Annotated in this window: 20 protein-coding genes; 9 read left to right on the top strand and 11 right to left on the bottom strand. The window is 37.3% G+C overall.

What is annotated here, in order from left to right:
• Positions 1-31: 31 nt before the first annotated feature.
• Positions 32-1,516, bottom strand: coding sequence for a sodium:proton antiporter (locus A3EM_RS0101300; protein WP_026210034.1), 1,485 nt, complete (start codon positions 1,514-1,516; stop codon positions 32-34).
• A 236-nt stretch (positions 1,517-1,752) separates the two neighbouring features.
• Here A3EM_RS0101300 and pbpC point away from each other — a divergent pair, with 236 nt between their 5' ends.
• Positions 1,753-4,146, top strand: a complete 2,394-nt coding sequence (gene pbpC, locus A3EM_RS0101295; protein WP_020526348.1) for a penicillin-binding protein 1C — start codon at positions 1,753-1,755, stop codon at positions 4,144-4,146.
• 236 nt (positions 4,147-4,382) lie between these two features.
• On the opposite strand, the gene A3EM_RS0101290 is transcribed toward pbpC, so the two are convergent.
• Positions 4,383-6,491, bottom strand: coding sequence for a peptidylprolyl isomerase (locus A3EM_RS0101290; protein ID WP_020526347.1), 2,109 nt, complete (start codon positions 6,489-6,491; stop codon positions 4,383-4,385).
• Positions 6,492-6,763: 272 nt separating this feature from the next.
• Positions 6,764-7,354, bottom strand: coding sequence for a rhomboid family intramembrane serine protease (locus A3EM_RS0101285; protein ID WP_020526346.1), 591 nt, complete (start codon positions 7,352-7,354; stop codon positions 6,764-6,766).
• 565 nt (positions 7,355-7,919) lie between these two features.
• Here A3EM_RS0101285 and A3EM_RS0101275 point away from each other — a divergent pair.
• From A3EM_RS0101275 to rffA, 3 genes are all read left to right on the top strand, one after another.
• Positions 7,920-8,609, top strand: coding sequence for an ABC transporter ATP-binding protein (locus A3EM_RS0101275; RefSeq protein ID WP_020526344.1), 690 nt, complete (start codon positions 7,920-7,922; stop codon positions 8,607-8,609).
• A gap of 333 nt (positions 8,610-8,942) precedes the next feature.
• Entirely contained in the window at positions 8,943-11,459 is a 2,517-nt protein-coding gene (locus A3EM_RS0101270; RefSeq protein ID WP_020526343.1) for a zinc-dependent metalloprotease, read from the top strand.
• Positions 11,460-11,564: 105 nt separating this feature from the next.
• Complete coding sequence (gene rffA / locus A3EM_RS0101265) at positions 11,565-12,722, top strand: dTDP-4-amino-4,6-dideoxygalactose transaminase (RefSeq protein ID WP_020526342.1); 1,158 nt, start codon at positions 11,565-11,567, stop codon at positions 12,720-12,722.
• Here rffA and A3EM_RS0101260 read toward each other — a convergent pair.
• On the bottom strand, positions 12,719-13,903 hold the full coding sequence (locus tag A3EM_RS0101260) for a phospholipase effector Tle1 domain-containing protein (protein WP_020526341.1): 1,185 nt from the start codon (positions 13,901-13,903) through the stop codon (positions 12,719-12,721). The genes rffA and A3EM_RS0101260 overlap by 4 nt on opposite strands.
• Before the next feature lie 307 nt (positions 13,904-14,210).
• Here A3EM_RS0101260 and A3EM_RS0101250 point away from each other — a divergent pair, with 307 nt between their 5' ends.
• Both A3EM_RS0101250 and A3EM_RS0101245 read left to right on the top strand, forming a co-directional pair.
• On the top strand, positions 14,211-14,654 hold the full coding sequence (locus A3EM_RS0101250) for a MarR family winged helix-turn-helix transcriptional regulator (RefSeq protein ID WP_020526339.1): 444 nt from the start codon (positions 14,211-14,213) through the stop codon (positions 14,652-14,654).
• A 190-nt stretch (positions 14,655-14,844) separates the two neighbouring features.
• On the top strand, positions 14,845-15,285 hold the full coding sequence (locus tag A3EM_RS0101245) for a nuclear transport factor 2 family protein (RefSeq protein WP_020526338.1): 441 nt from the start codon (positions 14,845-14,847) through the stop codon (positions 15,283-15,285).
• A gap of 172 nt (positions 15,286-15,457) precedes the next feature.
• On the opposite strand, the gene dprA is transcribed toward A3EM_RS0101245, so the two are convergent.
• From dprA to rsmA, 4 genes are all read right to left on the bottom strand, one after another.
• A complete protein-coding gene (dprA, locus tag A3EM_RS0101240) occupies positions 15,458-16,549 on the bottom strand; it encodes a DNA-processing protein DprA (RefSeq protein WP_020526337.1) in 1,092 nt (363 codons plus the stop codon).
• A 64-nt stretch (positions 16,550-16,613) separates the two neighbouring features.
• Entirely contained in the window at positions 16,614-16,838 is a 225-nt protein-coding gene (locus tag A3EM_RS0101235) for a hypothetical protein (RefSeq protein WP_020526336.1), read from the bottom strand.
• Between the two features lie 152 nt (positions 16,839-16,990).
• Entirely contained in the window at positions 16,991-17,485 is a 495-nt protein-coding gene (locus A3EM_RS0101230; RefSeq protein WP_020526335.1) for a nucleotidyl transferase AbiEii/AbiGii toxin family protein, read from the bottom strand.
• Between the two features lie 98 nt (positions 17,486-17,583).
• Positions 17,584-18,369 (bottom strand): 16S rRNA (adenine(1518)-N(6)/adenine(1519)-N(6))-dimethyltransferase RsmA, encoded by a 786-nt coding sequence (rsmA, locus tag A3EM_RS0101225; RefSeq protein WP_020526334.1) that lies wholly within the window; start codon positions 18,367-18,369, stop codon positions 17,584-17,586.
• Positions 18,370-18,403: 34 nt separating this feature from the next.
• Here rsmA and A3EM_RS0101220 point away from each other — a divergent pair, with 34 nt between their 5' ends.
• Positions 18,404-19,873, top strand: a complete 1,470-nt coding sequence (locus tag A3EM_RS0101220; RefSeq protein ID WP_020526333.1) for a leucyl aminopeptidase family protein — start codon at positions 18,404-18,406, stop codon at positions 19,871-19,873.
• A gap of 52 nt (positions 19,874-19,925) precedes the next feature.
• Complete coding sequence (gene pdxA, locus A3EM_RS0101215) at positions 19,926-21,002, top strand: 4-hydroxythreonine-4-phosphate dehydrogenase PdxA (protein WP_020526332.1); 1,077 nt, start codon at positions 19,926-19,928, stop codon at positions 21,000-21,002.
• A 5-nt stretch (positions 21,003-21,007) separates the two neighbouring features.
• Here the strand turns inward: pdxA and A3EM_RS0101210 are convergent, their stop codons facing one another.
• The gene (locus A3EM_RS0101210; RefSeq protein ID WP_020526331.1) at positions 21,008-22,630 is read right to left on the bottom strand and encodes a M1 family metallopeptidase; all 1,623 of its coding nucleotides are present in this window, start codon (positions 22,628-22,630) and stop codon (positions 21,008-21,010) included.
• Positions 22,631-22,885: 255 nt separating this feature from the next.
• Between A3EM_RS0101210 and A3EM_RS0101205 the strand changes: the two genes are divergently transcribed.
• The gene (locus A3EM_RS0101205) at positions 22,886-23,437 is read left to right on the top strand and encodes a hypothetical protein (RefSeq protein WP_157637697.1); all 552 of its coding nucleotides are present in this window, start codon (positions 22,886-22,888) and stop codon (positions 23,435-23,437) included.
• A gap of 2 nt (positions 23,438-23,439) precedes the next feature.
• Here the strand turns inward: A3EM_RS0101205 and A3EM_RS0101200 are convergent, their stop codons facing one another.
• Together A3EM_RS0101200 and A3EM_RS0101195 are read right to left on the bottom strand one after the other, a co-directional pair.
• On the bottom strand, positions 23,440-23,859 hold the full coding sequence (locus tag A3EM_RS0101200) for a thiol-disulfide oxidoreductase DCC family protein (protein WP_020526329.1): 420 nt from the start codon (positions 23,857-23,859) through the stop codon (positions 23,440-23,442).
• Positions 23,860-23,937: 78 nt separating this feature from the next.
• Positions 23,938-24,336 carry a hypothetical protein gene (locus A3EM_RS0101195; protein ID WP_020526328.1) on the bottom strand — a complete coding sequence of 133 codons (399 nt, stop codon included), beginning with the start codon at positions 24,334-24,336 and terminating at the stop codon, positions 23,938-23,940.
• Positions 24,337-24,373: the final 37 nt, after the last annotated feature.

Here is a 24,373-nt window from a genome sequence, read left to right as displayed (position 1 = left end):
ATTTCAATTTTTTAGCTGAACTGTAAATTTTTTATATAAATGCAAAAAATACCAGCCAGACGATGAAAAGAATAGGTAATAAAATAGGTATTGAAAACCTGATAATATACCCAAAGAATGAGGGCATTTGAATTCCTACCTGCTCTGCAATAGATTTTACCATGAAATTTGGCCCGTTTCCAATATAAGTCATCGCTCCGAAGAATACAGAAGCCACTGAAATTGCAGTGAGCTGTAGCACCGAATCTACATAACCATCACCATAAGCAAAATTGACTACCTCTGAGGGGATATTTATAGATCCTCCCTGGGCCGCAAGAGCCGCAGCGAAAAAGTTGAGATACGTAGGAGCATTATCCAAAATTCCTGAGATTAAACCCGTTCCCCAATAAAGTGTATTATGATTAATTAAGGCACTACCGGCTTCAGAGCCTGCAAAGCTTGCGACTAGTTCCAGTGCAGGCATCATGGTGCCAAAAATCCCAATAAAAATAAAAGCTACTTCCCGTATCGGTTCGAAGTTGAATTCATTTCCTTTTAGAGCAACAGGGTTAGCAAATTTATAGGACATGAATGCCACTGAAAGCATAATTATTTCCCGCACAAAAGAGAATTTTTGGCCATCATAATGTATACTAGGAACCCATTCAAATCCATCTACATTCGGGTCCAGAAAAACGGCTGCAATTACTACTCCCAACCAAAGGAAGTTCTTTCCTCCCGTAATGGTGATTTTTCCGGAACGCTCTCCATTATCCCCGGCAAAAAGCGGGTTTTCATCTTTATTCCTCTTGTCAAAAAAGAAGAATAGGATACAGAAAATAATTACTGCAAATATCCAGGCTGGGAAGTTATGGAAAAATGTCCAGGAAAAAGGAACACCTTTCAAAAAACCTAAAAACAATGGTGGATCACCAATAGGGGTAAGGCTTCCTCCAATGTTACTTACCAAAAATATGAAGAAAATAACATGGTAGGGTTTAATTCTATGTTTATTAAGCCGTATAAACGGACGAATTAATAACATGGAAGCTCCAGTAGTTCCAATCACGTTGGATATAATGGCCCCAATAAACAATATAATTACATTTAAAAGTGGTTTGCCTTCCTTATCAATTTCTATCAGGATACCTCCAGAGGCAATATACAATCCGGTTAAAAGGGATATAAACTGGAAATATTCAAACAGGGCATGAACCGGTCCGTGGGTATTATGGAGTACAAATAAATAGTACCCTACTACAATTACGGCCAGTGAAACTGCCACTTTAGGGTAGTTTTTATGCCAGAAGTGCTCATAAAATAATGGCCCTGTGGCAATCATTAATAAAAGTATGGCGAATGGTATAACTGAAAAAGCTGAAGGTAAATGGTGTGCATCTCCTTCCCCTCCCGATGAAATATTTAGTTCATTTGTGACTGATGAAACGTTTGTCAGTTCAGATGCAAATAAATTTATGGTAGGTGTAATTATCAGTGATCCAATGAAAATCAACAAAAAAAGCAATCTCTTCATGTGGTGGATTCTTTGCGCAGAATTCGTCTAGTTTTTAAAATCCCCCAAATATGGTAAAAAAAATAAAATATTAAGGTGAAATTTTAATTATACCGGGAATTTTTAATATTGAAATTACTTTTAGTAGCCATGAATTTAGAATTTTGGTTGTATCCGTTCAAATAATTTCAAAACAGTTTGCGGATTTTTGTACCATATAAACGATCATTGTTTTTTGTGGAGAAAAACGTGAAATTTTGGCAAACAGGAAACTCATTTTGAGAATAGGGATAAAATATAAGTATTTCTTCTTAGGAGTGGTTTTTACCGGGCTCACAGGCTATTATTTTTGCCTGCCTGAACAGTTATTTAATGACCCTACAGCTACAATTTTAATGGATTCGGATGGAAACCTCATGAGTGCTTCTATTGCAAAAGATGGCCAATGGAGATTCCCGGAACTGTCCGAAGTGCCCCCCAAATTTGAAACCTCCATACGCTTTTTTGAAGACGAATATTTTTACCAGCACATAGGATTTAATCCATTTTCTTTACTTAGGGCAACTTATCAGAACCTAAAATCAGGAAGGATTGTGAGCGGGGGAAGTACCCTCACCATGCAAACCATCAGACTTTCTCGTAAAGGAAATTCCCGGACTTTTTTGGAAAAAATTGTAGAAATCATTTTGGCTACACGCCTGGAATTAAAACTTAGCAAAAAAGAAATTTTATCCAAGTATGCCTCTCATGCCCCATTTGGGGGAAATATTGTAGGATTAGAGGCGGCTGCCTGGAGATATTACGGACGTTCGCCATTTCAACTTTCGTGGGGAGAAGCCGCTACTTTGGCTGTTTTACCCAATCAGCCAGGGCTTATTTTTCCCGGAAGAAATCAGCAGATTTTGAAAAATAAAAGAGATCGCTTACTTAAAAAATTATATCATAAAGGAATTCTCGATTCTCTTTCTTACGAGTTGGCGAAAAGTGAAGAATTGCCCGGAGCTCCGGTAAAATTACCTATGGATGCACCACATCTATTGACAAGAACCCTGAATGAAGGGGATGCTGGTAAGCAAATTCAGACTACCATTGATGGGTTTTTACAAAGCCGAACCAGCAGTGTGATTAAAAAACATCATCACCATTTGAAAAATAATGACATTTACAATGCTGCAGCTATTGTAATAGAGGTGGCCACCGGGAAAACCCTGGCTTATGTGGGCAATACGTCAATTGAGGGCAGTACAGAATATGGCGATGATGTAGATGTAATTATGGCCCCAAGAAGTACAGGAAGCATTTTAAAGCCTTTTTTATACGCTTCTATGCTCCATGAGGGTTTGATCCTCCCCGAAACAATAGTTGAAGATGTACCGACTTATTTGAATGGATTCTCCCCGAAAAATTTCAACAAACAATATGAAGGTGCTGTAAAAGCTAATCTTGCCTTAGCCAGATCACTTAATGTGCCTGCGGTTAAACTTTTACAGGATTACAGTGTGGAGAAGTTTCATTTGAAACTGCAGGATTTAGGTTTGAGTACGATTACGAGTTCCCCCAATCATTATGGTCTTTCACTTATCCTGGGTGGTGCGGAGGCTAAATTATGGGATTTAGTTTCTGCCTATGGAAGTATGGCCCGAACACTCAATAATTTTCAGGAGCATGCTCCCTATCATTATGCTTCACAGGACTGGAAAAATGTCTGGTATAAAAAGGAGGATGAGCAGGAAGGGCATGAACCTATAACCACGAAAAGCTCTAAATTAAGTGCTTCGGCTATCTGGTTTACGTTTCAGGCTATGTTAGAAGTTTACAGACCGGATTCTGAGTCGTCCTGGGAATTATTTGAAACATCTAAAAAAGTAGCCTGGAAAACCGGGACTAGTTTTGGCCATAGAGATGCCTGGGCCATTGGGCTAAATCCAAAGTATGTGGTGGGTGTTTGGGTAGGGAATGCCGATGGGGAAGGGAGGCCGGGAATGACAGGGTTTTCAGCCGCTGCTCCCATATTGTTTGATGTTTTTAATCTTTTGCCCAATTCAGAATGGTTTACTCCTCCCTACGATGAGTTAACTACAACAAGGATTTGCAGAAATAGTGGCCATTTAGCCGGAGAATTTTGCCAAAAGGTGGATTCTATGGATATTCCTGCGGTTGGAATTCGCACAAGTGTTTGTCCATACGAAAAATTAATTCACCTGAGTAAAACAGAAGATTTACAGGTCACAAGCGATTGTGAATCTGTGACGAATATGCGTCATGAAGCCTATTTTGTGCTTCCTCCTGTACAAGAATGGTATTTTAAATCGAAGAATGCTTTTTATAAAACCGTTCCGCCATTCAGGGCAGATTGCAACCAACAATTGAAAATGAGTACTGCGGCTATGCAGGTGATTTATCCTCCGGAAAATGCCCAGATTATTATCCCCAGAGAACTGGATGGAACTATGGGTAAGGCAGTTTTTGAATTGGCACATCGAAAGGCTTCATCTACAATTTACTGGCATCTTGATGATGAGTTTTTGGGGGAGACCAAAAGGATTCATGAAATGGGACTTCAGCCCGAACCAGGTGATCATACGCTAATTTTAATTGATGAGGAAGGGGAAATGATCACGAGAAATTTTAAAATAGTGGAGAGCAGATGAGTTCTGTTGAAATTAACAATGGCTTTTTTGGGTGTGCGCTCTGGTTTTTTTATTCCAGTTGTCTATTTCTATTGATTGTCCCTTTTGGAAACAGCTTATTTAAGAGGCTGAATTGGTCTTGGTGGTGGTGAACTTTGTACGAATGAGACATGCTTGTGCCCCAAACTTGTTTTAACAAAAAAAATCCCCTGGAATTCATTTTCCAGGGGATTTTTAGATATTCCTAAAATTTACTTTTAGTAATATTTATACAGTTCGTTTTCAACCTCCGCATAATCACTGATTACACTGGATATTTTTTGGGCTACTGTATTTACATTATTTTGAGCGGCTTCTAATTGTTGCTTGTAAATAGAATACTCAGCAAGTTCTGAAGCTTCATCAATTTTATCAACTTCTACTACCAAAATTCCATTTTCGTCAGCAATTGGTGCTGAAGATTCTCCTGCAGCCATTCCGAATACAGTTCCTATAGTAACCGGAGCAAATCCTACAGATGGCAATGAAGTACTGCTTAATGAAATGTCAGTTGCTGAAGAAACAGTAGCTCCCGGACCATATGCCAATCTGATTTCGTCAACAGTACCACTTAAACCTTCCATTTTGGCCATAAGTTGTGCTTTCTTTTTCTCTTTTACAAGAATCCTTTTTATCTCATCCTTTACGTCCTCAAATTCTGCAATACCGTCCTCAGTTTTGCCTGTTACAAGAGCAATGATATATTGGTCTTCTAATTCTAAAATTTCAGAAACATCTCCAACTTCAGCCTCTCTGAAGGCCCAGGTTATAATCGTTCTGATATTTCTATCATAGATATTATTAATGGACTGTGCCTCTTTGTTGATGTTAAGTGCCTGGTATCTGATAATGGATGAATCCAATTCAGAGGCTTTCATGAAATTTTCTTTTGACCTGTCACTTCCGAATGGAGTTGTTTTTCTATAAATTTCATTCCTTGTATCATCACTTGGAACAATTTCCTTTTCAACTACTCCCATCAGGAAGTTCTTGTTGTTTTTCAAACCTGTAACCGAAATGATATGGAATCCGAATTGAGTTTCCACCAACCTTGGGATTAAACCTAAAGAACTGGCGTTCATCACAGCATCATTAAACTCGGTAACCATGGTTTTGTCATCGAACCATCCTAAATCACCTCCCACGGCTTTAGTTCCATCTTCACCATGTTGTTGAGCCATTTCGGCAAAATCAGCTCCGTTTCTTATTTGATTTAGAATATCCTGAGCCTTACTTCTCGCCTCAGCTTTGTTGCTGTCATCAGCTTTTATCAGAATATGACTTGCTCTTGCAAAAGTATTTACAGTATCCTCAGTGATATCAATCACTTTATAAAGCCTGTAAAAATCCCCTTCCTGAACAGGTCCTACAACTTTCCCTAATTCCAACTCATTGATATCAATTGCTTTGGGAAGATTTTTTGGAGTGAAAATCTGGAAATTATTATTGGTTTCCGAGTTGGCATCGATAAAGATAGAATCATTTTGAGTACTGGCAAATCTATCTACAATTACGTCCAATTCTTTTTTAATTTCCTCAATATCCTCAGCTGTAGGACTGATTGGGAAAGTTACATAATCCAGGGAAACTGTTCCGTCTCTCTCAAAATCATCTTTATGATCGTCATAGTATGATTTCAACTCACCTTCAGAAACATCCACTGCCGAATCTGGAATATTGGTATAAGGTACATACACATACCTGATATCAGCTTTGGTATTCTGGCTTTCATATTCTCTTTTTGCCTCGGCTTCAGTGGCATAATAGGTCTGGTTAATTAAACCTTCGTATTTTTCTCTCAATCTGTTAGGTCTGAGATTCGCCTCAAAATTTAAGAAGAAAGCATGTCCGGGGTTAGTTGGAGGGCCTGGAGGCAATGAAGCCAGGAAGTTTTTAATAGCTCCTCTGTCCACTTCTCCGGTTTCCTGATTTACAAAAAGGTTTCCAAAAGCAGGGTTAATGTTATTCCCCTGAATCATATCTGTCATTTCATCCGAAGTAACCTGAATACCAAGCTTTTCAAATTCCTTAGTATAAGCAATTTCAAAAACCAATTGTTGCCAGGCTTGTTGTCTCAGTCCGGGCAATTCTACATCTCTTGCAGGTCGTCCTACATTCGATTCGTAGTTGTTTTTGAAAGTTTCAAATGCATTGGAGAATTGCTGGAAAGTGATTTCCTCACCGGCTATAGTTCCAACAATACGATCATTACCTTGTGATAAGTAGTTTCTTGAAAATAAATCTCCAAGGATAAAGGCTAACATAGCGACACCAATGACCAGAAAAAGCAACCCGGATTTATCCCGGATTTTATTAATAATTGTCATAATAAATGGTTTTCAGCAATTTAATTGTTCAACAACATCAAAGTTCACCAAAATATTTAGCGGAAAACAAAACTGATAAAAAATTTTGGATTTGCAAAAGTAGGTAAAAAAAGGAAATTTTATCTAGTACAACACTAACTTATTATGGATAATAAAAAAGTGAATGGTTAATTTATGGAATTGAGCCTCATTTTCAGTTAGTTGAATAAAAGGAGGCTTCGTATATTCCAACCGTTTTAGAAATCTTTCAAAAAACAAATTCGACCTAAATCTTAGCCTAAATATTCGTGCCTTTCATTTTTGGCTTTCAGTTTACTGGCAGATCCTTTGTAAAATCCAAAAACTCCTCCACAAATTCCTCCCAGGATATGGGCAAATTGAGAAACATTGTCCTGGGCAAAGATGTTGGTGATTTCTTTTCCCAAAAATAGGATAACTACCAATACAAAAGTGAGCGGAATATGGCCCTGTCTGAAATTCACAAAGGAGCTTAAAAGAATCATCATAAATACAATACCGCTCGCCCCTAATAATCCGCTCGGGAAAATTAAGATATTAATCACCCCCGTGATAAAAGCGGTGAGGACGATCATTTTAAGTAGTGTTTTGGAACTGTATTTTTCTTCCAGAATAGGACCTAATAATAATATGAAAGTAAAATTTCCGGCCAAATGATCCCAGCTCCCATGTCCAATTACATGGCTGAAAAGCCTGAAATAATCTATAGGGTTGGCAAAATTCATTATGGGATAAACGGTAAAAAGATTCATGATTAAACCACCCGTAAGGTTGTTAATCAGCAGTACTCCAGTACAAATTATGGTGTATGTAAGGGTGACTGGCGCATTATAGTGAAGCTTCATGAGATAATAGCAGGTTACGAGTAATTAACAAAAAGCAAAAAAATTAAGTGTAGTTTCTTCGGTAATTAGTAATCAAATGATTGAGTGTGTCGATTGAATGTTGAAAAAATTAACACAGTAGTGAAAAAAATCATTTCCCCAAAAATCTAATTAAAATAAAGATAAAACAATAACTTCCCGTTTTCTACTTGTTCTTTTTGCCCGGTACGTCTTTGTTTTTTCATTGTACAATGCTGCTATGTGTCCAAAAAACGCGTCATCCTGGAAAAAAATAACTGCATAAAAATAGGACTTTGTTTTCCCAACTTTACCAATTTCTTCAAACAAGAAAAATCAATAAAATAAATATCCTGGGATAATGGAAATTTTTGAGCACTATAATTTTTATACGGTAAACCTCTCAGGAAATTATAAGAAATATAAACTCAAAGGATTAAAACTAATCTTCTACCCTTTATCAAAATTATCTTGGGGTTAATCCAATTATTTATCTAAATTAACCATTGATTTATGTTCTTTTGTTTGGGAACACAAATGTGCTTTATTTTCTAGTAAATAATTTATTATGATAAAACTATCTGATGTTGATAAGTACTTTAAATCAAGATTCCAAAAGACTTTTATTCTTAAAGGGATTGATTTAGAAGTAAATGAAGGCGAGTTTTTAACGATTATGGGCCCAAGTGGAGCTGGGAAATCTACCCTGTTGCATATCATTGGTATGTTGGATCAGCCAAATGCCGGGGAATATTTTTTCCTTGATCAGCCTGCCCATAAATTCAATGAAAAGAGAAGAGGGGAAATCCATAAAAATTATATTGGTTTTGTATTTCAGGCCTACCATCTGATAGACGAACTAACTGTTTACGAAAACATTGAAATGCCATTACTTTATAAAGGGGTAAAAGGAAGTGAGCGGAAAAGTATGGTAGCGGAAATGCTGGACAGATTTAATATTGTGGCCAAAAAAGATTTATTTCCACACCAATTATCGGGTGGACAGCAGCAGGTAGTGGGTGTTGCCAGAGCCATTATTGGAAAACCCAAATTACTTTTGGCTGATGAACCGACCGGTAATCTTCATTCCAAGCAGGGGGAAATGATAATGGATTTATTCAAAAGTCTTAATGATGAAGGAATGACCATTATACAGGTGACACACTCAGAAAAAAATGCCAGTTATGGCAGCAGAGTGGTAACAATTGAAGATGGGGCAATTGTGAAAGATGAAAAGCCAAATGCCGTGAATGCCTGAAATTTTGCCACATTTAGGGGTGAATTGCGTGTATATACAAATAATTTTTAAATTTGGGTGAGTAACAAAGACTTGAGCTATTATTTAGTGAAAAATTATCTTATATTAGGAGTGACTCCTTAACGTTGTTCATCTTTTATGCCTTCATGAATGTCTATTCAATAGCTTCATGAAGGTTTTTTCAAACAGAATTTTCAGAAAATTGTTAATGGTTTTGATTACCATAATGGATGATTTTTGGTAGACCTGTCAGTTGTCTTTGTTCGGAAGATAGCTTTAAAATAGAATGCAATTGAAATTAAATATTACAACAATTTTTAAACAACAATTACAATGATCAGAAGGTTATTGACAGTGTTTTTATTTGCTGTCCTTATAGGGAGTTTATCTACTCCAGCGCTTTATGCGCAGAAAAAGAAGAAAAAAGGTAAAAAAGGAAAGGTAGAAAATGCGGAGGGAGAAAAAGCTAAAAAAGATAAAGATGATTCAAAAATTAAACCCTATGATGAGATCATCACTGAAAAAGCAATAACTGATGAAGGGCTTTTTACCACACATAAAATAGGGGATAAGTATTACTTTGAAATAGCAGATTCCCTGATGGAAAGAGAAGTCCTGGTGGTAAGCCGAATTTCCGGAACTGTAGAAAACCTGAATTTTGGTGGAGCTGGCATGCGCTCAAGGCCTCAACAAGTAGTGAGATGGCAAAAGCACGGGGAAAAAGTATTACTTAGGTCTGTTTCTTATAACAATGTAGCCAGTGAGGAACTTCCCATTTATAAATCTGTAAAGAATAACAATTTTGAGCCAATCATTATGGCTTTTGATATTGCCGCTTTTGGAAAAGACTCTACCAGTACTATCCTGGAAGTTTCTGAATTATTTACCACAGATGTGGAAATGCTTGGACCGTTATCTCCTGATCAAAGGAAAAACTTTGGAGTAAAAAGTCTGGATAAAAGCAGGAGCTTAATAATGAGTATGAAAAGCTATCCGCAGAATGTGGAAGTTCGACATGTGATGACTTATAATGGGAGTAAACTTCCTGCAAATCAACTTACCAATGCACTTTCTTTGGAAATGAATCAATCTTTTGTGTTGTTGCCAAAAGAGCCGATGATGCCCAGAAATTTTGATAAAAGAGTAGGGTATTTTTCCGTTTCTCAATATGACTACGGATTGGATGAGCAAAAAGCGGCTAAAAGGCAGTTTATCACCCGATGGAGACTGGAACCCAAAGACCCTGAAGCTTATGAGAGGGGTGAATTGGTAGAGCCGGTGAAACCAATTGTGTATTATATCGATCCGGCAACTCCTGAAAAGTGGAGAAAATATATCAAACAGGGTGTGGAAGACTGGCAGGTGGCTTTTGAGGGAGCTGGTTTTAAAAATGCCATTATCGCTAAAGATCCTCCTACTGCTGAAGAAGATCCTGAGTTTAGTCCTGAAGATGTGCGTTATTCGGTGATTCGATATGTGACCAATCCGATTCAAAATGCGATGGGACCACATGTACATGACCCAAGAACCGGGGAAATCCTGGAAAGTGATATTATCTGGTACCATAATGTGATGAATTTGTTGAGAAACTGGTATTTTGTGCAGACAGCTGCCATAAACCCCGATGCTAGAAAAGTGAAATTTGATGAGGAAATAATGGGACGGTGTATTCGGTTCGTTTCAGCTCATGAGGTAGGCCATACACTTGGTCTTCCGCATAATATGGGAGCCAGCTCCTCTTATCCTGTAGATTCCCTGCGTTCTGCCGAGTTTACCCAGAAAATGGGTACTGCTCCATCTATTATGGATTATGCCAGGTTTAATTATGTGGCCCAGCCGGGAGATGAAGGAGTGGTACTAATGCCAAATATTGGTATTTATGATATGCATGCAATTAACTGGGGATATAGATTTATTCCTGATGCCAAAAGTTCGGATGAGGAAGATAAGATTTTGCACGAATGGATAAGGGAACATGAGGACGATCCTATGTACCGGTTTGGTAAGCAAATGTTTAGTCCATTGGATCCATCGGCTCAAACAGAAGATTTAGGGGATGATGCGGTAAAAGCCAGCGATTATGGTATTAAAAATCTGAAAGTTATTTTGCCCAACCTGATAGAATGGACTAAAGAAGATGGCAAAGATTATGAGAATTTGGATGAACTTTACATGAATGTTTTAGGCCAGTGGAACAGGTATATGGGGCATGTTGCTGCAAATGTTGGGGGAGTTTATGAATATTATAAAACCTACGATCAGGAAGGAGATGTGTATATTCATGTGCCAAAAGCCAGACAGGAAGAATCACTGAATTTTATTATTGATCAGGCTTTTAAAACCCCCGAGTGGATGATTAATGAGGAAATCCTGAGAAAAATTGAAGCAGCAGGAATTGTGAACAGGATCAGAGCCAATCAGGCGAGGGCGTTGGGAAATCTCCTTGATTTCAGTCGACTGGCACGAATGATCGAAAATGAAAGTATCAATGGAACAGAGGCCTTTACCGTACTCGAAATGATGAATGACCTGAGAGGTGGCATATTTACTGAAACCACCAGAGGTAGAAAAGTAGATACCTACCGAAGAAATCTGCAAAGGGTGTATGTGGAAGAGTTAGAAAAATTAATGACAAAAGAACAACGAAAAGTGAATGGGAGAATGGTGGATTTTCTGGATTATACGGCTATTGATGTGAGTTCTTCGGACATCCGGCCAATTGCCAGAGGAGAACTCAAAGCTGTGGAAAATTTAATAAAAAGAGGAAGAAACCTGACCAATGATCAATTGACAAGATATCATTATGATGAATTGTTGGCCAGAATTGATGGTATATTAAACCCAAAATAATTAAAATCTCCTTATTTTATCAAGAAGCTGGATTTAGCAAAGGTCTATTTCCAGCTTTTTGCTTTCTGAACTTTTCTGCTCCATTTCATCCTGATTCTTCTAACTTTGGGTAGAAAACCAATTGATAGCTTTATTTTGAATATCCCATTTAATAAACCTTATCTTACGGGGAAGGAGGTCCATTATATTTACAAGGCAGTTCAGTCAGGTTGGATTTCCGGAGATGGAGAATTCACTAAAAAGTGCCATGCCTTTTTTGAAAAAACTTTTGGTTTTCAGAAAGTGCTGTTGACTAATTCCTGCACCAATGCTTTGGAAATGGCCGCATTACTTTTGGATATAAAGCCCGGGGATGAAGTCATTGTGCCTTCTTTTACATTCGTTTCCACTGCCAACGCCTTTGCCTTAAGAGGAGCTACTATTCGCTTTGTGGATAGCGAGCCTGAAAGACCACATCTCGATGCCTCAAAAATTGAAAGTTTAATCGGTGAAAAGACCAGAGCAATTGTTCCGGTTCATTATGGTGGAACCTCATGTAACATGGAAGAAATCTTGTGGCTATCCGAAAAACATGATTTAAGTGTAATTGAAGATGCTGCCCAGGCGATCAATGGTTTTTGGAAGGAGAAGCCTCTGGGGAGTTTAGGGCAATTGGCTGCATTTTCTTTCCATGAAACGAAAAATGTAATGTCAGGGGAGGGGGGAATGCTGGTGGTAAATGATGGACAGTTCGCTGAAAGAGCAGAAATAATTCGGGAGAAAGGCACCAATCGTTCGGCTTTTTTCAAAGGAGAAGTCAATCAATACGAATGGGTAGATATTGGCTCTTCCTTTTTACCTTCCGATGTGATGGCTGCCTTTTTGTATTCCCAATTGGAGCAATTGGATGCCATACAACTACAGCGAAAAATGCTTTGGAATTTGTATCGGGAAAATTTAAAACCATTGGAAGATAAAGGTGTTGTCAGCTTGCCTTTTATCCCCGATTATTCTTCAAATAATGCGCATGTGTTTTATCTCGTTTGCCAAAACAAGGAGACCAGGGACAAACTCATCAATTTTCTAAAGACAAAGGGGATAATGGCGGTATTTCATTATTTGCCTTTACATCAGTCGCCCTATTTCAAAGATAAATATAAGGGAAAAACGCTTCCAAATGCCGTCAGGTTTTCAGATTGCCTGGTAAGGTTGCCCCTGTTTTTTGAGCTTACCAAAGAAAATGTGGCCAGAATTTGCAAGTGTATAAATACCTTTTTTAATTAATCCACTATTTCGAAATTTCCCCTTAATGTTTTTACATTAAAAGGCATATATTGAAATTTGATGGGACGTGTTACTTTTCCAAAAGGCACCACCGAAAAAGTTTGGTGGGAGCCGCACAAGTCATAGTAAAGCCTGTGAATTTTTGGCTTACGTACCGGGTCGGCCATTCCATGAACCTGGGTTTTTATATGCCTGAGTCCTTCTCCACGGGATAAACCAAAAAAATGGAAATGAGCCCTTTGTGTAGTGATTAGTGTACGTTTTTTATACATTTCCTCATCAATAAGCAAGGGCGCATAACCCTGGTCATTTACATACTCATGAAATTTTTTGAGCATATAGTAAAGGGAAACTTTAGCAATTTCATCTTCTTTATAACTCCCGCCTATATCAGAATGTACTCCGGGAAACCATACTTCATGTATTTTATTTTCGATTGAGTTGTGATTTTTATCCTCAATCTGGTTCATTAAGGAAGGTACAAAAATCCGCCTTGTTTCGTCCATTGCTAAAAGATGAACAGCCCTTTTTATATTATCTGCGATATAATTGTCGGTAAATAAATCCTTTTCCTTTTTGCCTAAAAAACGTTGGAGGTTATTAAACAGACCAAAAGCACTTACTGTATCCCAAACCCCTACAAAATCAACTTCCACCTGAAAAGGAGCTCTTGAGGTATCCAGGTCAAATTTTGACATAAATTGTTCTACCACTTTTGTGGCTTTATTTTCTCTGGCCATATAGTCGATTTTTATCGATTTTGGCACTCCTTCTTTGCAAATTTTAGCAGCCAGCATTCTTGCAGCTGCAGCGCCCCGGCTAAAACCAAATACACAAATTTTATCACCCTTCTGCCAGTCCTGCACAAAACGGACATATGCCCTTTCTACAATATCTTCCACTCCTCTTCCAGTGGCTCCACCTATTAAATTTCCCAAAAAACCATTGTCATCATCATTCCCTACACCCCGATGATACCTTACAATTTGCTTTTCCTCATCGTTCTTTAATATCCGCTGAAGTTGTACGATGTTGGTTACCAGTCCATCCAGGCCTACCCCTGTTTCATCATTCCAAGTGCCATCTATTAATATAATATGTTTTCTTTCCTTTTCCTGAGCATTAAAATCTTTGGTGTATTCTAAATGAATGGTTTCTAAATTAAGGTCTTGATCGATCATAGGTGATGGTGATAGTGTTTTTTAGTTTAAAAAGTAGGGTAAGTAAAAATTTTATTGAATATAGGGAAATGGAGAAATAATGCAAAATTTACCCCTGGTAAGAGATAAAATCCTATGCATTTTTATTGTAAGGTTTGGGAAGGTCAAATTCAATGGGTATGTTTTATGGAAGGAGGTCTACTATATTCCTTTTAACAGAAAGGGAAAGAAATCGACCTAAATCAATTTTTTCTTTTGTTCACTTTAGTTTTCTGGAAGTGAAGAATGACTTTATATTTACAGTTATTAGAACTCACAAAACTATTTTATGGAGATTGATAAGGAATTACACGAAGTGCTTTATTTTAGAATAGAGCGAACTATGCGGAGGTTAAAGGAATATACCAGACAGGTTTTGAAGGAGAATAAATATGGAATTACCATTGACCAATGGATTATTTTGAAAAGGATAAGTGAGGATGATAATGGTATCAGCCAGACGGATGTGTCCAACTCAACTTTTAAGGATCCGGCTGCCATCACCCGAATTATTGATCATTTGTGTAAGAAACAATTGGTAGAGCGGCTTCCTGTGGAAAATGATAGAAGGGCCCACAGGTTGGTATTAACACCTCTAGGGAAAGATCTGGTAATTGAAATGACTCCATTAATTCAGGCTATTAGGGCGAAAGGAATTAAAGATTTAAAAGAAGACGAAGTAGAAGCATTAAAAATAAATCTGGATAAAATTTATCATTCCCTTGATAAATAAAAAATTTGCCAATATATTTGATATATCAAATTTTTATAAATCAAATAAAATGTGTGGCATAGGGACGACTTGAGTTGCTATTAATCAAAATACACTGAGTTTTGAAGGTGGTTTCATTAAAATTTCTATTTCTCTGCTTATTTAATTGATATATCAAATATTGTAAAGTCAAATTTAAATTTATAATTCTATGAAAACTGTAAAATTGAAATTATTGGTAATGGCTATTGCCAGCTTTTGTTTTTTTACTCAACTAAATGCCCAGAATATGAAAAAGGAAATTGAAGCTACTATTTCCAATTATGCGAAAGGAGGGGATAATCATGATACAGGTTTATTACAGACTGTTTTACATGATGATTATCGTCTTGTTTGGAATGATAAAACCAAACCAGATTTATTCATTGCCGATAAGGCTACCTTTATTGGAAATATAGAGCAGAAAGTGTGGGGTGGTGATAAAAGAAAAGTGGACATCAAAATTACGGAAGTTTTTGATGGAAATAATGCTTTAGCAAGAGTCACTATGACTGGGGCAAAAGCCGATTTCGAATCGGTATACACGCTGGTGCGGCAGGGTGATGAATGGAAGATTCTCCATGAATTGGTAACAGCTAAATTTAAGCAGTAATTCAAAATTAATCGCGTATTATTTTGCCCTAAAAGACTGATAAAGAGATTACTGTTTCTCGGGAATAATATTACCCGGTGTGGAGCACTGGTGCTTAATTGCTTTGAAAAGGGTGGGTTAAACTGAAAAGGGAGATCATCCCTTTTCTTTTTTAGTGTGGTGGGTTGAAGCATTAAGCCAAAGTAAACCTCTTACCCGGCAAGGCTTTCACCAGTCCTTTAAATTCCATTTCCAGCAACAGGGCGGATAACCGACTCATGGGTATTTGGGTTTTCAGGCTTAGCATATCAATTTGTGTTTTTTCTTTAGCCAGCCAATTGACAATATTAGCCTCTTCCATGGTGAGTTGGAAATTGATTTTTTTGGGCGGTGCTTCTCCAGTTTCCCAATTCATCATGTATTTAATATCCTCTACCGAGGTAAGTAAATGTGCTTTATGTTTTTTAATGAGTTGATTACATCCCTCAGAAAATGGATTATTGACATCTCCCGGAACTGCAAAAACCTCGATATCATAGGAATTGGCGATTTCTGCGGTAATTAAAGCTCCTCCGGAGGCTGCAGCTTCCACTACAATGACCAAATCCGACATTCCGGCAATAATCCTGTTTCTTTCCGGGAATTTTGGAGCATCAGGTAAAGTGCCAAATTTGTTTTCCGAAATTAATCCACCATTTTCCAGCATTTGCAAAGCCGTATTTTTATGTACGGCCGGATAGATTTTATCCAGTCCGTTGGCCATAACTCCTATGGTGGGAATGTTATTTTTCAAGGCTTCCCGATGTGCACAAATGTCAATCCCATAGGCCAATCCACTGACGATTATAATGTCTTTGAAATGCTTCAATTCCTGCATTAGAGATTCTATAAAACCAAGACCATAGGGAGTTGCTTTTCTGGTGCCTACGATACTGATTACCTTTGTGGCATTTAGGTTGCTATTTCCCTTGTAGTAAAGTAGTACCGGAGCCGTAGGGATGTTTTTTAGTCTTTCTGGATAGTTTTTGTTGGTATAGAATAGGAGGGAAGCCCCAAATTTCTCTGCCTTTTTTAGTTCTTCTTCGGCTGTATTAAAGCAACTTTTATCCTGAAGGCATTCCACGGTTTTTGGTCCAACACCTGGAATTTTGAGCAGTTTTCCCTTGGGCGTTTTAAAAACCGCCTCAGCTGAACCACAATAACTTACAATCTGTTTCACCATCACATTTCCAATTCCCGGAATGAAATTGAGTGCGACTTCATATAGATTATTGGTGATTTCCATGAAAAGTGAGCTTGTGGTTAAGGTGATTTGAGGAAGCAGTTAATCTCAGAGTAACTATCCCGATTTACGGAAATTCAATGGGATTATAAACCAGTTTGGCCTTTCTACTTCTTTCTTTTTCAGTATCTGTTTGTAGCGCAGAAATAAACTTATTCGTGTTTTCCAGCCAATTGAAAATATCTCCCAGGCTTCTGTTTAAGTGTGCTTTTATTTCTGATTCGGTCACTTCGGCATAAAAACCTTTGTCTTTATTTGCGGCAATAGGACGAATAAAAATAGGGTCGTGCATTAAAAAAATGTTTGTAGGTACCAGGATTAAAAAAATATGAAAATTCTGAGTTCTAACGGGAGAATTTAAAAAATGGTAAGTAGCTGCAGGATTTTATTGGGAAAATTTAGATGGCATCCAAAAGGGTTTTATGCTTTGAGGGCATAAGATTTTTATTCTGGTTTGATGTTTTTGAGTTTGGACAACATGATAATGTCCTGCTTGTCCTGGTTTCGGTTGGCATATTTTTTCATAGCGATTAAGTCTTCCAGCGCCACAATATACACTTCAACTTCCTCTATTTTTCTGGTTTCCCTATTGTTCCAGAGATGATCGAAATCAAAGGGTGCATCAATTAATACATCAAGATTCATATAGTCGGAAAGGGTATTGTAAAAAGAATAGGCAATCATGTTTTTATTTTTGACTACGTCCATCCTTTTTTCCTCATCCAGAAGCATTTCGAGCGAAATAGGCGCATGGGGCTGGTAAGCCAGTTCCTTCACCGATTTGTTAAAATTGGTAATATTTACCTGATTAAAATCCAGCAGCAGGTCAATATCGGCAGTCATTCGAGGAATTCCATAAATATTTACTGCCAATCCACCACAAACCAGGTACCTGATTCGGTTTTCAAACAATTTCCGGAAGAGGTTTAAATATTCCATACAGCAGCAAGTGTTTTGAAGGTGGATATTTTAATCCAAAAGTGGTTGTTTATCTGAAAAACTCTAATTCTATAAAAATAATCTAATTTTTGGGAAAATTATTCCTTCAACCCCTCCTCTATATTTTTGGTAATATCAATAAACTGATCTACTGAAAGGGCTTCTGCTCTTTTTCCATAAATTTCGTCCTGTGTGATTTCTTTTGGAATGCCCAGACTTTTTAAAGCATTTCTTAAAGTTTTTCTTCTATTGTTAAATCCCTGTTTTACAATTCGGGCAAATAATTTTTCATCACAACCCAGCTTTTCTCTATCATTTCTTTTTAAGGAAATAACCCCGGACTGTACTTTTGGAGGTGGATTAAAAACCTCCGGAGGTACTGTAAACAGATACTCAATATCATAATAGGCCTGAAGTAAAATACTTAAAATTCCACTGGTTTTTCCTCCCGGCCCGGCATTTATTCTTTCCGCAACTTCCTTCTGAAGCATACAGACTATCTCCTCTACCGTATTTCGATATTCCAGAATTTTAAAAAATATTTGGGAGGATATATTATAGGGAAAGTTCCCAATAATTCCATATTTTCCGGGGAAAATAGTGTCTATTTGCATTCTGAGGAAGTCTCCTGAGATGATGTCTTCTTCTTTTAATTCAAAGTTTTCCTTAAGATAAGTTACTGATTCCCGGTCAATTTCTACTACCTTGGTTTTAATTTGAGAATCTTTCAATAAAATCCTGGTTAGAACTCCTGTTCCCGGGCCTATTTCCAAAACATTTGTGTAGCCATTATGTAGTGTGAGGCTTTTTACAATTCTCTCTGCAATATGATTGTCTTTCAAAAAATGCTGTCCGAGTTTTTTCTTAGGCCTTACATATCCCATTTTCCTGTGTAGAGTTTTGCGATTATTAATATATTTGGCAAATAAAGCAAGAAATATGGTGCCTCCGGTGAATTTTTCTAAAGAAATTGATAGTGAGCAAAGTCTGGTTGTCCTGTGTGATGAACTGGCTAAAGCAGAATCTTTTTGCCAAACTCCCGCTGAATTCCAGTATGCAAAAAGGCAATTTGATCAGGGAAATGAACTTATTGTTCTCAATCGGTACGCTGCTTTTTTATTTTTGGTAATTATTAATACAGATGGGGAGGCGTACAAACTGAGGGAAAAATGCAGAAAACTGGGCAATGAAATCCAAAAATTGGCGGATAAGGAAAAACTGGAATCTCTTCAGCTAAAGAATGAACAGAAAACAGAGTCCTACTTTCTTGATTTGTTTGAAGGGCTTTTATTGAGCAATTACCAGTTTGGGAAATATAAGAAAGAAAAGAAAAAAACTTTCCCGGAGAGCCTGACACTGCTGGAAGGTGGATTTGATACCCATCATGCTGAAGATGTGGTAAATATAGCAGAAGGCGTATTTGCTACAAGGGATCTGGTAAATGAACCGGTCAGTTATTTAACCGCACAGCAATTTGCCAAAAGCATTGAGGAACTGGGCAAGGCTTCAGGATTTGAGGTGAAGGTGCTCCAAAAAAAGGAAATTGAGGAGGAAAGAATGGAGGCTTTACTTGCGGTGAATAAAGGAAGTATTGATCCGCCTACTTTTTCAATTTTAGAGTATGCTCCGGAAAATTCGGTGAATGAAAAGCCTATTGTTTTGGTAGGTAAAGGTGTGGTTTACGATACTGGAGGTTTAAGTCTGAAACCCACAGAGAATTCCATGGACATCATGAAATGTGACATGGCCGGAGCTGGAGCTGTTGTGGGTACATTTGTGGCTATTGCCAAAAGTAAATTGCCGGTAAAGGTAATTGGATTGATTCCCGCAACAGATAATCGACCAGGGGGAAATGCATATGCGCCTGGTGATGTGATTGGTTCGAGAAAAGGTTCCACTATAGAAGTGGCCAATACCGATGCAGAAGGAAGACTGGTTATGGCTGATGCTTTGGATTATGCCAGGGAATTGAACCCCGAACTTGTTTTTGACTTAGCGACCTTAACAGGGGCAGCGATTCGGGCAATAGGGCAATATGGCATTGTGTATATGGGCAATGCAGGTGAAGACGTGAAAAACCAGCTGGAGGAAGCTGGAAAAGCAGTTTTTGAACGATTAGTTGAGCTTCCCTTATGGGAAGATTACGGAGATGAATTGAAATCTGGGATTGCCGACATCAGGAACTTAGGGAGTAATGCTGCCGGAGCGATTACAGCGGGGAAGTTTTTGGAACATTTTGTAGATTACAATTGGGTTCACTTTGATATTGCAGGGCCGGCTTATCTTTTAAAGGAAGACAGTTACAGAGGAAAGTTTGGAACCGGAGCAGGAGTTAGGCTATTAGTGGAATTTTTTAAAAAACTGGTTCACAGAGCAGAAAACAATTAGAATTTTTTACCAAAAGAATACACCTTATGAATTAAGGTATATATAAATGAAGATGGACAATTCAAATACTAAAAATAAAACTAAACCCAAAATAGGAATTACTATAGGTGACTTCAATGGAGTTGGCCCGGAAGTAATTATAAAGGCTTTGGGAGATTCCAGGATTTCGAATATTTGTACACCAATTATTTATGGTTCTGGAAAAATATTAACAAAATATAAAAGGGCACTCAATATTGAAAAATTCAGCTATCATCAATACAATGAGAATAGCTATATCAATGAGCGGAAACCCAACCTAATTAATTGCTGGCATGAGAATTATGAAATTGACCCAGGTCGGTTGACTGATGAAGCCGGGAAATCGGCATTTTTGGCCATTAAGGAATCCACAAAACATTTAAAGGATGGATTTATAGATGCGGTGGTAACCTGCCCGATAAGCAAGGAAAATATTCAGAGTGAAGAATTTAAGTTTCCCGGACACACGGAATATTATGCCTCCGCATTCGAAAGCAGAAATAGTTTAATGATGCTGTGTAGCCAGGATTTGAGGGTGGCTGTGGCTACAGGACATATTCCGTTGGAAAAAGTTAAACAAAGGATTACCAAAGAATTATTAACCAAAAGGCTTAAGGTGTTGATAAAATCATTGAAGGTTGATTTTGGAATCCTTAAACCAAGAATTGCTGTTTTAGGACTCAATCCGCATGCCGGAGAGGGTGGGCTTTTGGGCAAGGAAGAACAGGAAATTATTTCTCCGGTAATCTCCGATTTAAAAAACAGGGGAAATTTAATTGGCGGTCCTTTTCCCGCAGATGGTTTTTTCGGGACTTATTCTTTCCAAAAATATGATGCTGTTTTAGCCATGTATCACGATCAGGGCTTAATTCCTTTTAAAACAATAGCTTTTGATACAGGAGTGAATTTTACAGCCGGGTTACCAATCGTAAGAACATCCCCCGATCATGGGACTGCCTTCAATATTGCCGGGTTAAATAAAGCCAGTGAAACCTCATTAAGGGAGTCCATTTATTTGGCTTGTGATATTGTAAGAAACAGGAGTAATGTAATTACCAACCAAATAAGGGTAAATGTTTCTAAAGCAGAAAAGGAAAAAATGAATTAGGGGTTTCATTCAGTAAATAATAACCAATGATTTGGATCCATTATGATGTCCCTGGGAGGGTGTTCTGTACTTATTTCAAAAGTTTGGACCCCCTCTTTGAGTTGAATTTTGTGAATAGTTTCAGTCAGATTCCCCTCCTCATTTTTTGAAGTTATCCCAATCTCTATCGGCATTTGATAAATAAGATCTTTCTGGGTTTGATGAATAGTGATAATCGCTTTTCTATCCTTTTTGTGGTATTTCCAGTCTAATTGAAGTTTCGGTTGGCCTGGGTGGAAAAACCATTGCTTAAAAAACCAGTCCAAATCTTCCCCGGATACATTTTCCATAACGCTTTGAAAATCTTTAGTTAGGGCATTATTTAAATTATAAGTCTGATAGTATTTCCTTATTCCTTCCCAAAAGATATCGTCCCCCACTACAAACCTAAGCATATGCAAAACCCAGCTTGCTTTTTGGTAGGAATTGGTGTTTAAAATTTCCATCAGGTCAGTATACCCACTAAAAACAATTGGATGGGGGTGAGTATCGTAATATGACAAAATCTTTGCTTTATCTGTCAGCATCCGTTCGATCATCTTATCCCTTCCGTAGGAAAATTCAAAATACAAATGCGTGAAATAGGTGGCGAAACCTTCACTGAGCCAGATATGCTCCCAATCCTTTTCTGAAGCCGAATCCCCAAACCATTGATGGGCTACTTCATGAGCTATTAATGCTTCAGACTGTCGGTTCCCAGTTACAGATCCTTCATGATAGAATATATTTCCGGCATTTTCCATCCCTCCATATCTCGTTTTTGATTGAACATTGGCCAGCTTTGCAAAAGCATATGGACCAATATGGCTATAAAAAAAACGGAATATTTTAACCACAATGGCATAATCATAAAACCCTTCTTCTCTATTTTGAGGATACACCCAACTTTCAATGGGAACTGAATTAACTTCTCCCAAATACTGGATGGCAAACCTGGCTACGCCTATTACCATAACTTTTGTAGAAAGAGGAACTTTGTTTTCATAATGGGTTAGTTTTTTATTTCCGGTCAGCATACTTTCTTCTTTTTTGAGTCCTGTGGCTACTACCTGGTAATGCTGCGGAGCAGTGATGATAAACTCGCAGGTGGCTTTTTCGTAGGGATGATCGATGGTGGGAAGCCAGTGGTGCGCTCTGTTTGGCCAATTGTCACCAAAAAATGTTCTGTGGCCATACTTATTTTTTGAAATGATTAAACCATCTTCAGGAATTCCATCATAAATAATTGTAATGAGGTTAGGTTTGGAGTCTTGTTCAAATTTTAGCCTGATTTTATCCGAAGAATGCTCAAAAAGGACTGGTTCCCTTTTTTCATTTAGAATTTTCCTGATTTTCATTCCCACTGAAGGATCCCAGCTTTTCGGAGATACTAAATCCAATTGGAAAGTGGTAATCGAATCAGATAGGTATTTTAAGGTAATGGTAGTCTCACCTCTAATCTGGTCATGCTCGTCAGATAACTCCAATTTAAAAAGGTAATGGAGAATATCAATATTATGATTCTTTGGGTAAATATCCTTTGCCTGGCTTAGACCGTGAAAAGTAAAGGTTAAAAGAATGAAAAGAAGAAAAATAAGATAATTTTTCATTTAAATAGTGGGAGTGAAATGAACAATCTATTGTTGCTAAAAAGTTTTGGGAAAAATTATATAAAGATCTAATTATTTCCTACAACAAAGATGTTTAATAGGCGTTTCCTGCCTAAACAATATCCTCTTGGAGACGTTATTTTTTAGAAACTGAAATTTTTTGTCCAGTTTGATTCAAACCAAATACGCCTAATAAAAAATTTCAATTACGGTAATAGTGCAATTCATATTTTTTAAACTTTAAAAAAAATAAACATGATGAATTCCGATATCATCACTTTTTTTACTCTTGGAGTTTACAAACATCAAAATCTCTTTTCCAATGACATTTATAAATCCTATGTAATAGAGCATTTAAAACTGCTTGAAAAAACCGGAGTAGTGAAAGTTTATGGGTTTTGTATTATGCCTACTCATGTAAACATTATTTGGAAAATATTAAAACACCCTGGAAGCAAGGAAGATATGCCTCATGTTAACCTTATGAAAATGACTTCCTACAAGTTTTTAGTACACCTTAGAGAAAACCATCCTTCTGTATTAGACAGGTTTTGGGTGGATAGGTTTTTCCAAAAAATCCAGTTTTGGCAAAAAAGCGGTGTTCCTCAGGAAATTAATTCAACTGAAGAGTTGGAGCATATACTCAATTTTATCCACCAGGAACCAGTTCAGGAAACACGAATCGAAGTAACCGAAGCGGAGAATTACACTTATTCTTCGTCAAGATTTTATCAAACCGGACTTGATGAGTGGGGGATACTTTCAGATTATAAAACTGAATTTGAGCTGGAAAAGGAGATGGTATAGTTTTATATAAATCTGCTTTTGAGTTCAGGTGTGGGAATTCGGCAGGCATCTTCTTTTCCAAACCATTTGTACCGGTTTTTGGCAATTATGTTATAAAAGAAATCCCTGAAAAATTTAGGCAGGAAATAGAAAATATAAAGTAGAGGCCATGCTCCGTTGAGCCCTTTGGCTATTTTCAATGCTGCAGAAGATTTATTATATAACTTGCCATTTTCTACATAAATGATTGTATCAAAATCTTTGGTGGGTAAATTGAATTCATTTAAGATTTCCTGGCCTTCCTCAGATTGTAGAGAAGTAAATTTGAATTTGGCTTGAGGGTCCCGATCGATAATAAAATTAACACTGGAGTTACACAAATTGCAAACTCCATCGAACAAAATTACTTTTTGGTATATCTGAGCGGATTTAGAACCTTCCATTACAAATTTTTCTGGTTAGACAGCCTTGTTAGTTTCCAAAAATAACTAATCTGATTAGTAAAATGTTCCTTTTAGTGCTTAAACTAATTCCTTGTGATAAGAAATGTAATCCATGCTCTCTTTTACACTCTTAAAAATCTTATAGGGAGAATATGGTTTTTGAATTGCAAAAATACTGTAAAGCACCGTCCTTTGAATAGCGTTTGGAATAACGGAAATTGTGCATAAAACTTTTTCTATAATCAACTCCTTATTTTCTTTCATCCATTGTGCCTGTTTTTTCCTGAGTTCAAAAGGCAGGAAAAAAGAGTAAGTGGCATCTAAAATAATAAAAACCTTTTGATCGGCACTAATCATGTTTTTTGTTAGCTCCTTGAGGTATTCTTCAAATTGGTTGATCTCTGGTTTTATACTGGTAAACTTTACGTAAATAATATCCTTCTCCTTAAAATGAATGCTGGCAAATTTAGTTGACATATGTTTTTTTGTTTAGCTGTTAATTCTCATTTGGTTT

Source organism: Flexithrix dorotheae DSM 6795 (assembly GCF_000379765.1).
GTDB classification, from domain to species: Bacteria; Bacteroidota; Bacteroidia; order Cytophagales; family Flammeovirgaceae; genus Flexithrix; species Flexithrix dorotheae.
Note: the sequence above shows the minus strand (reverse complement) of the source record. Positions and strands in the feature narration are given on the sequence as shown.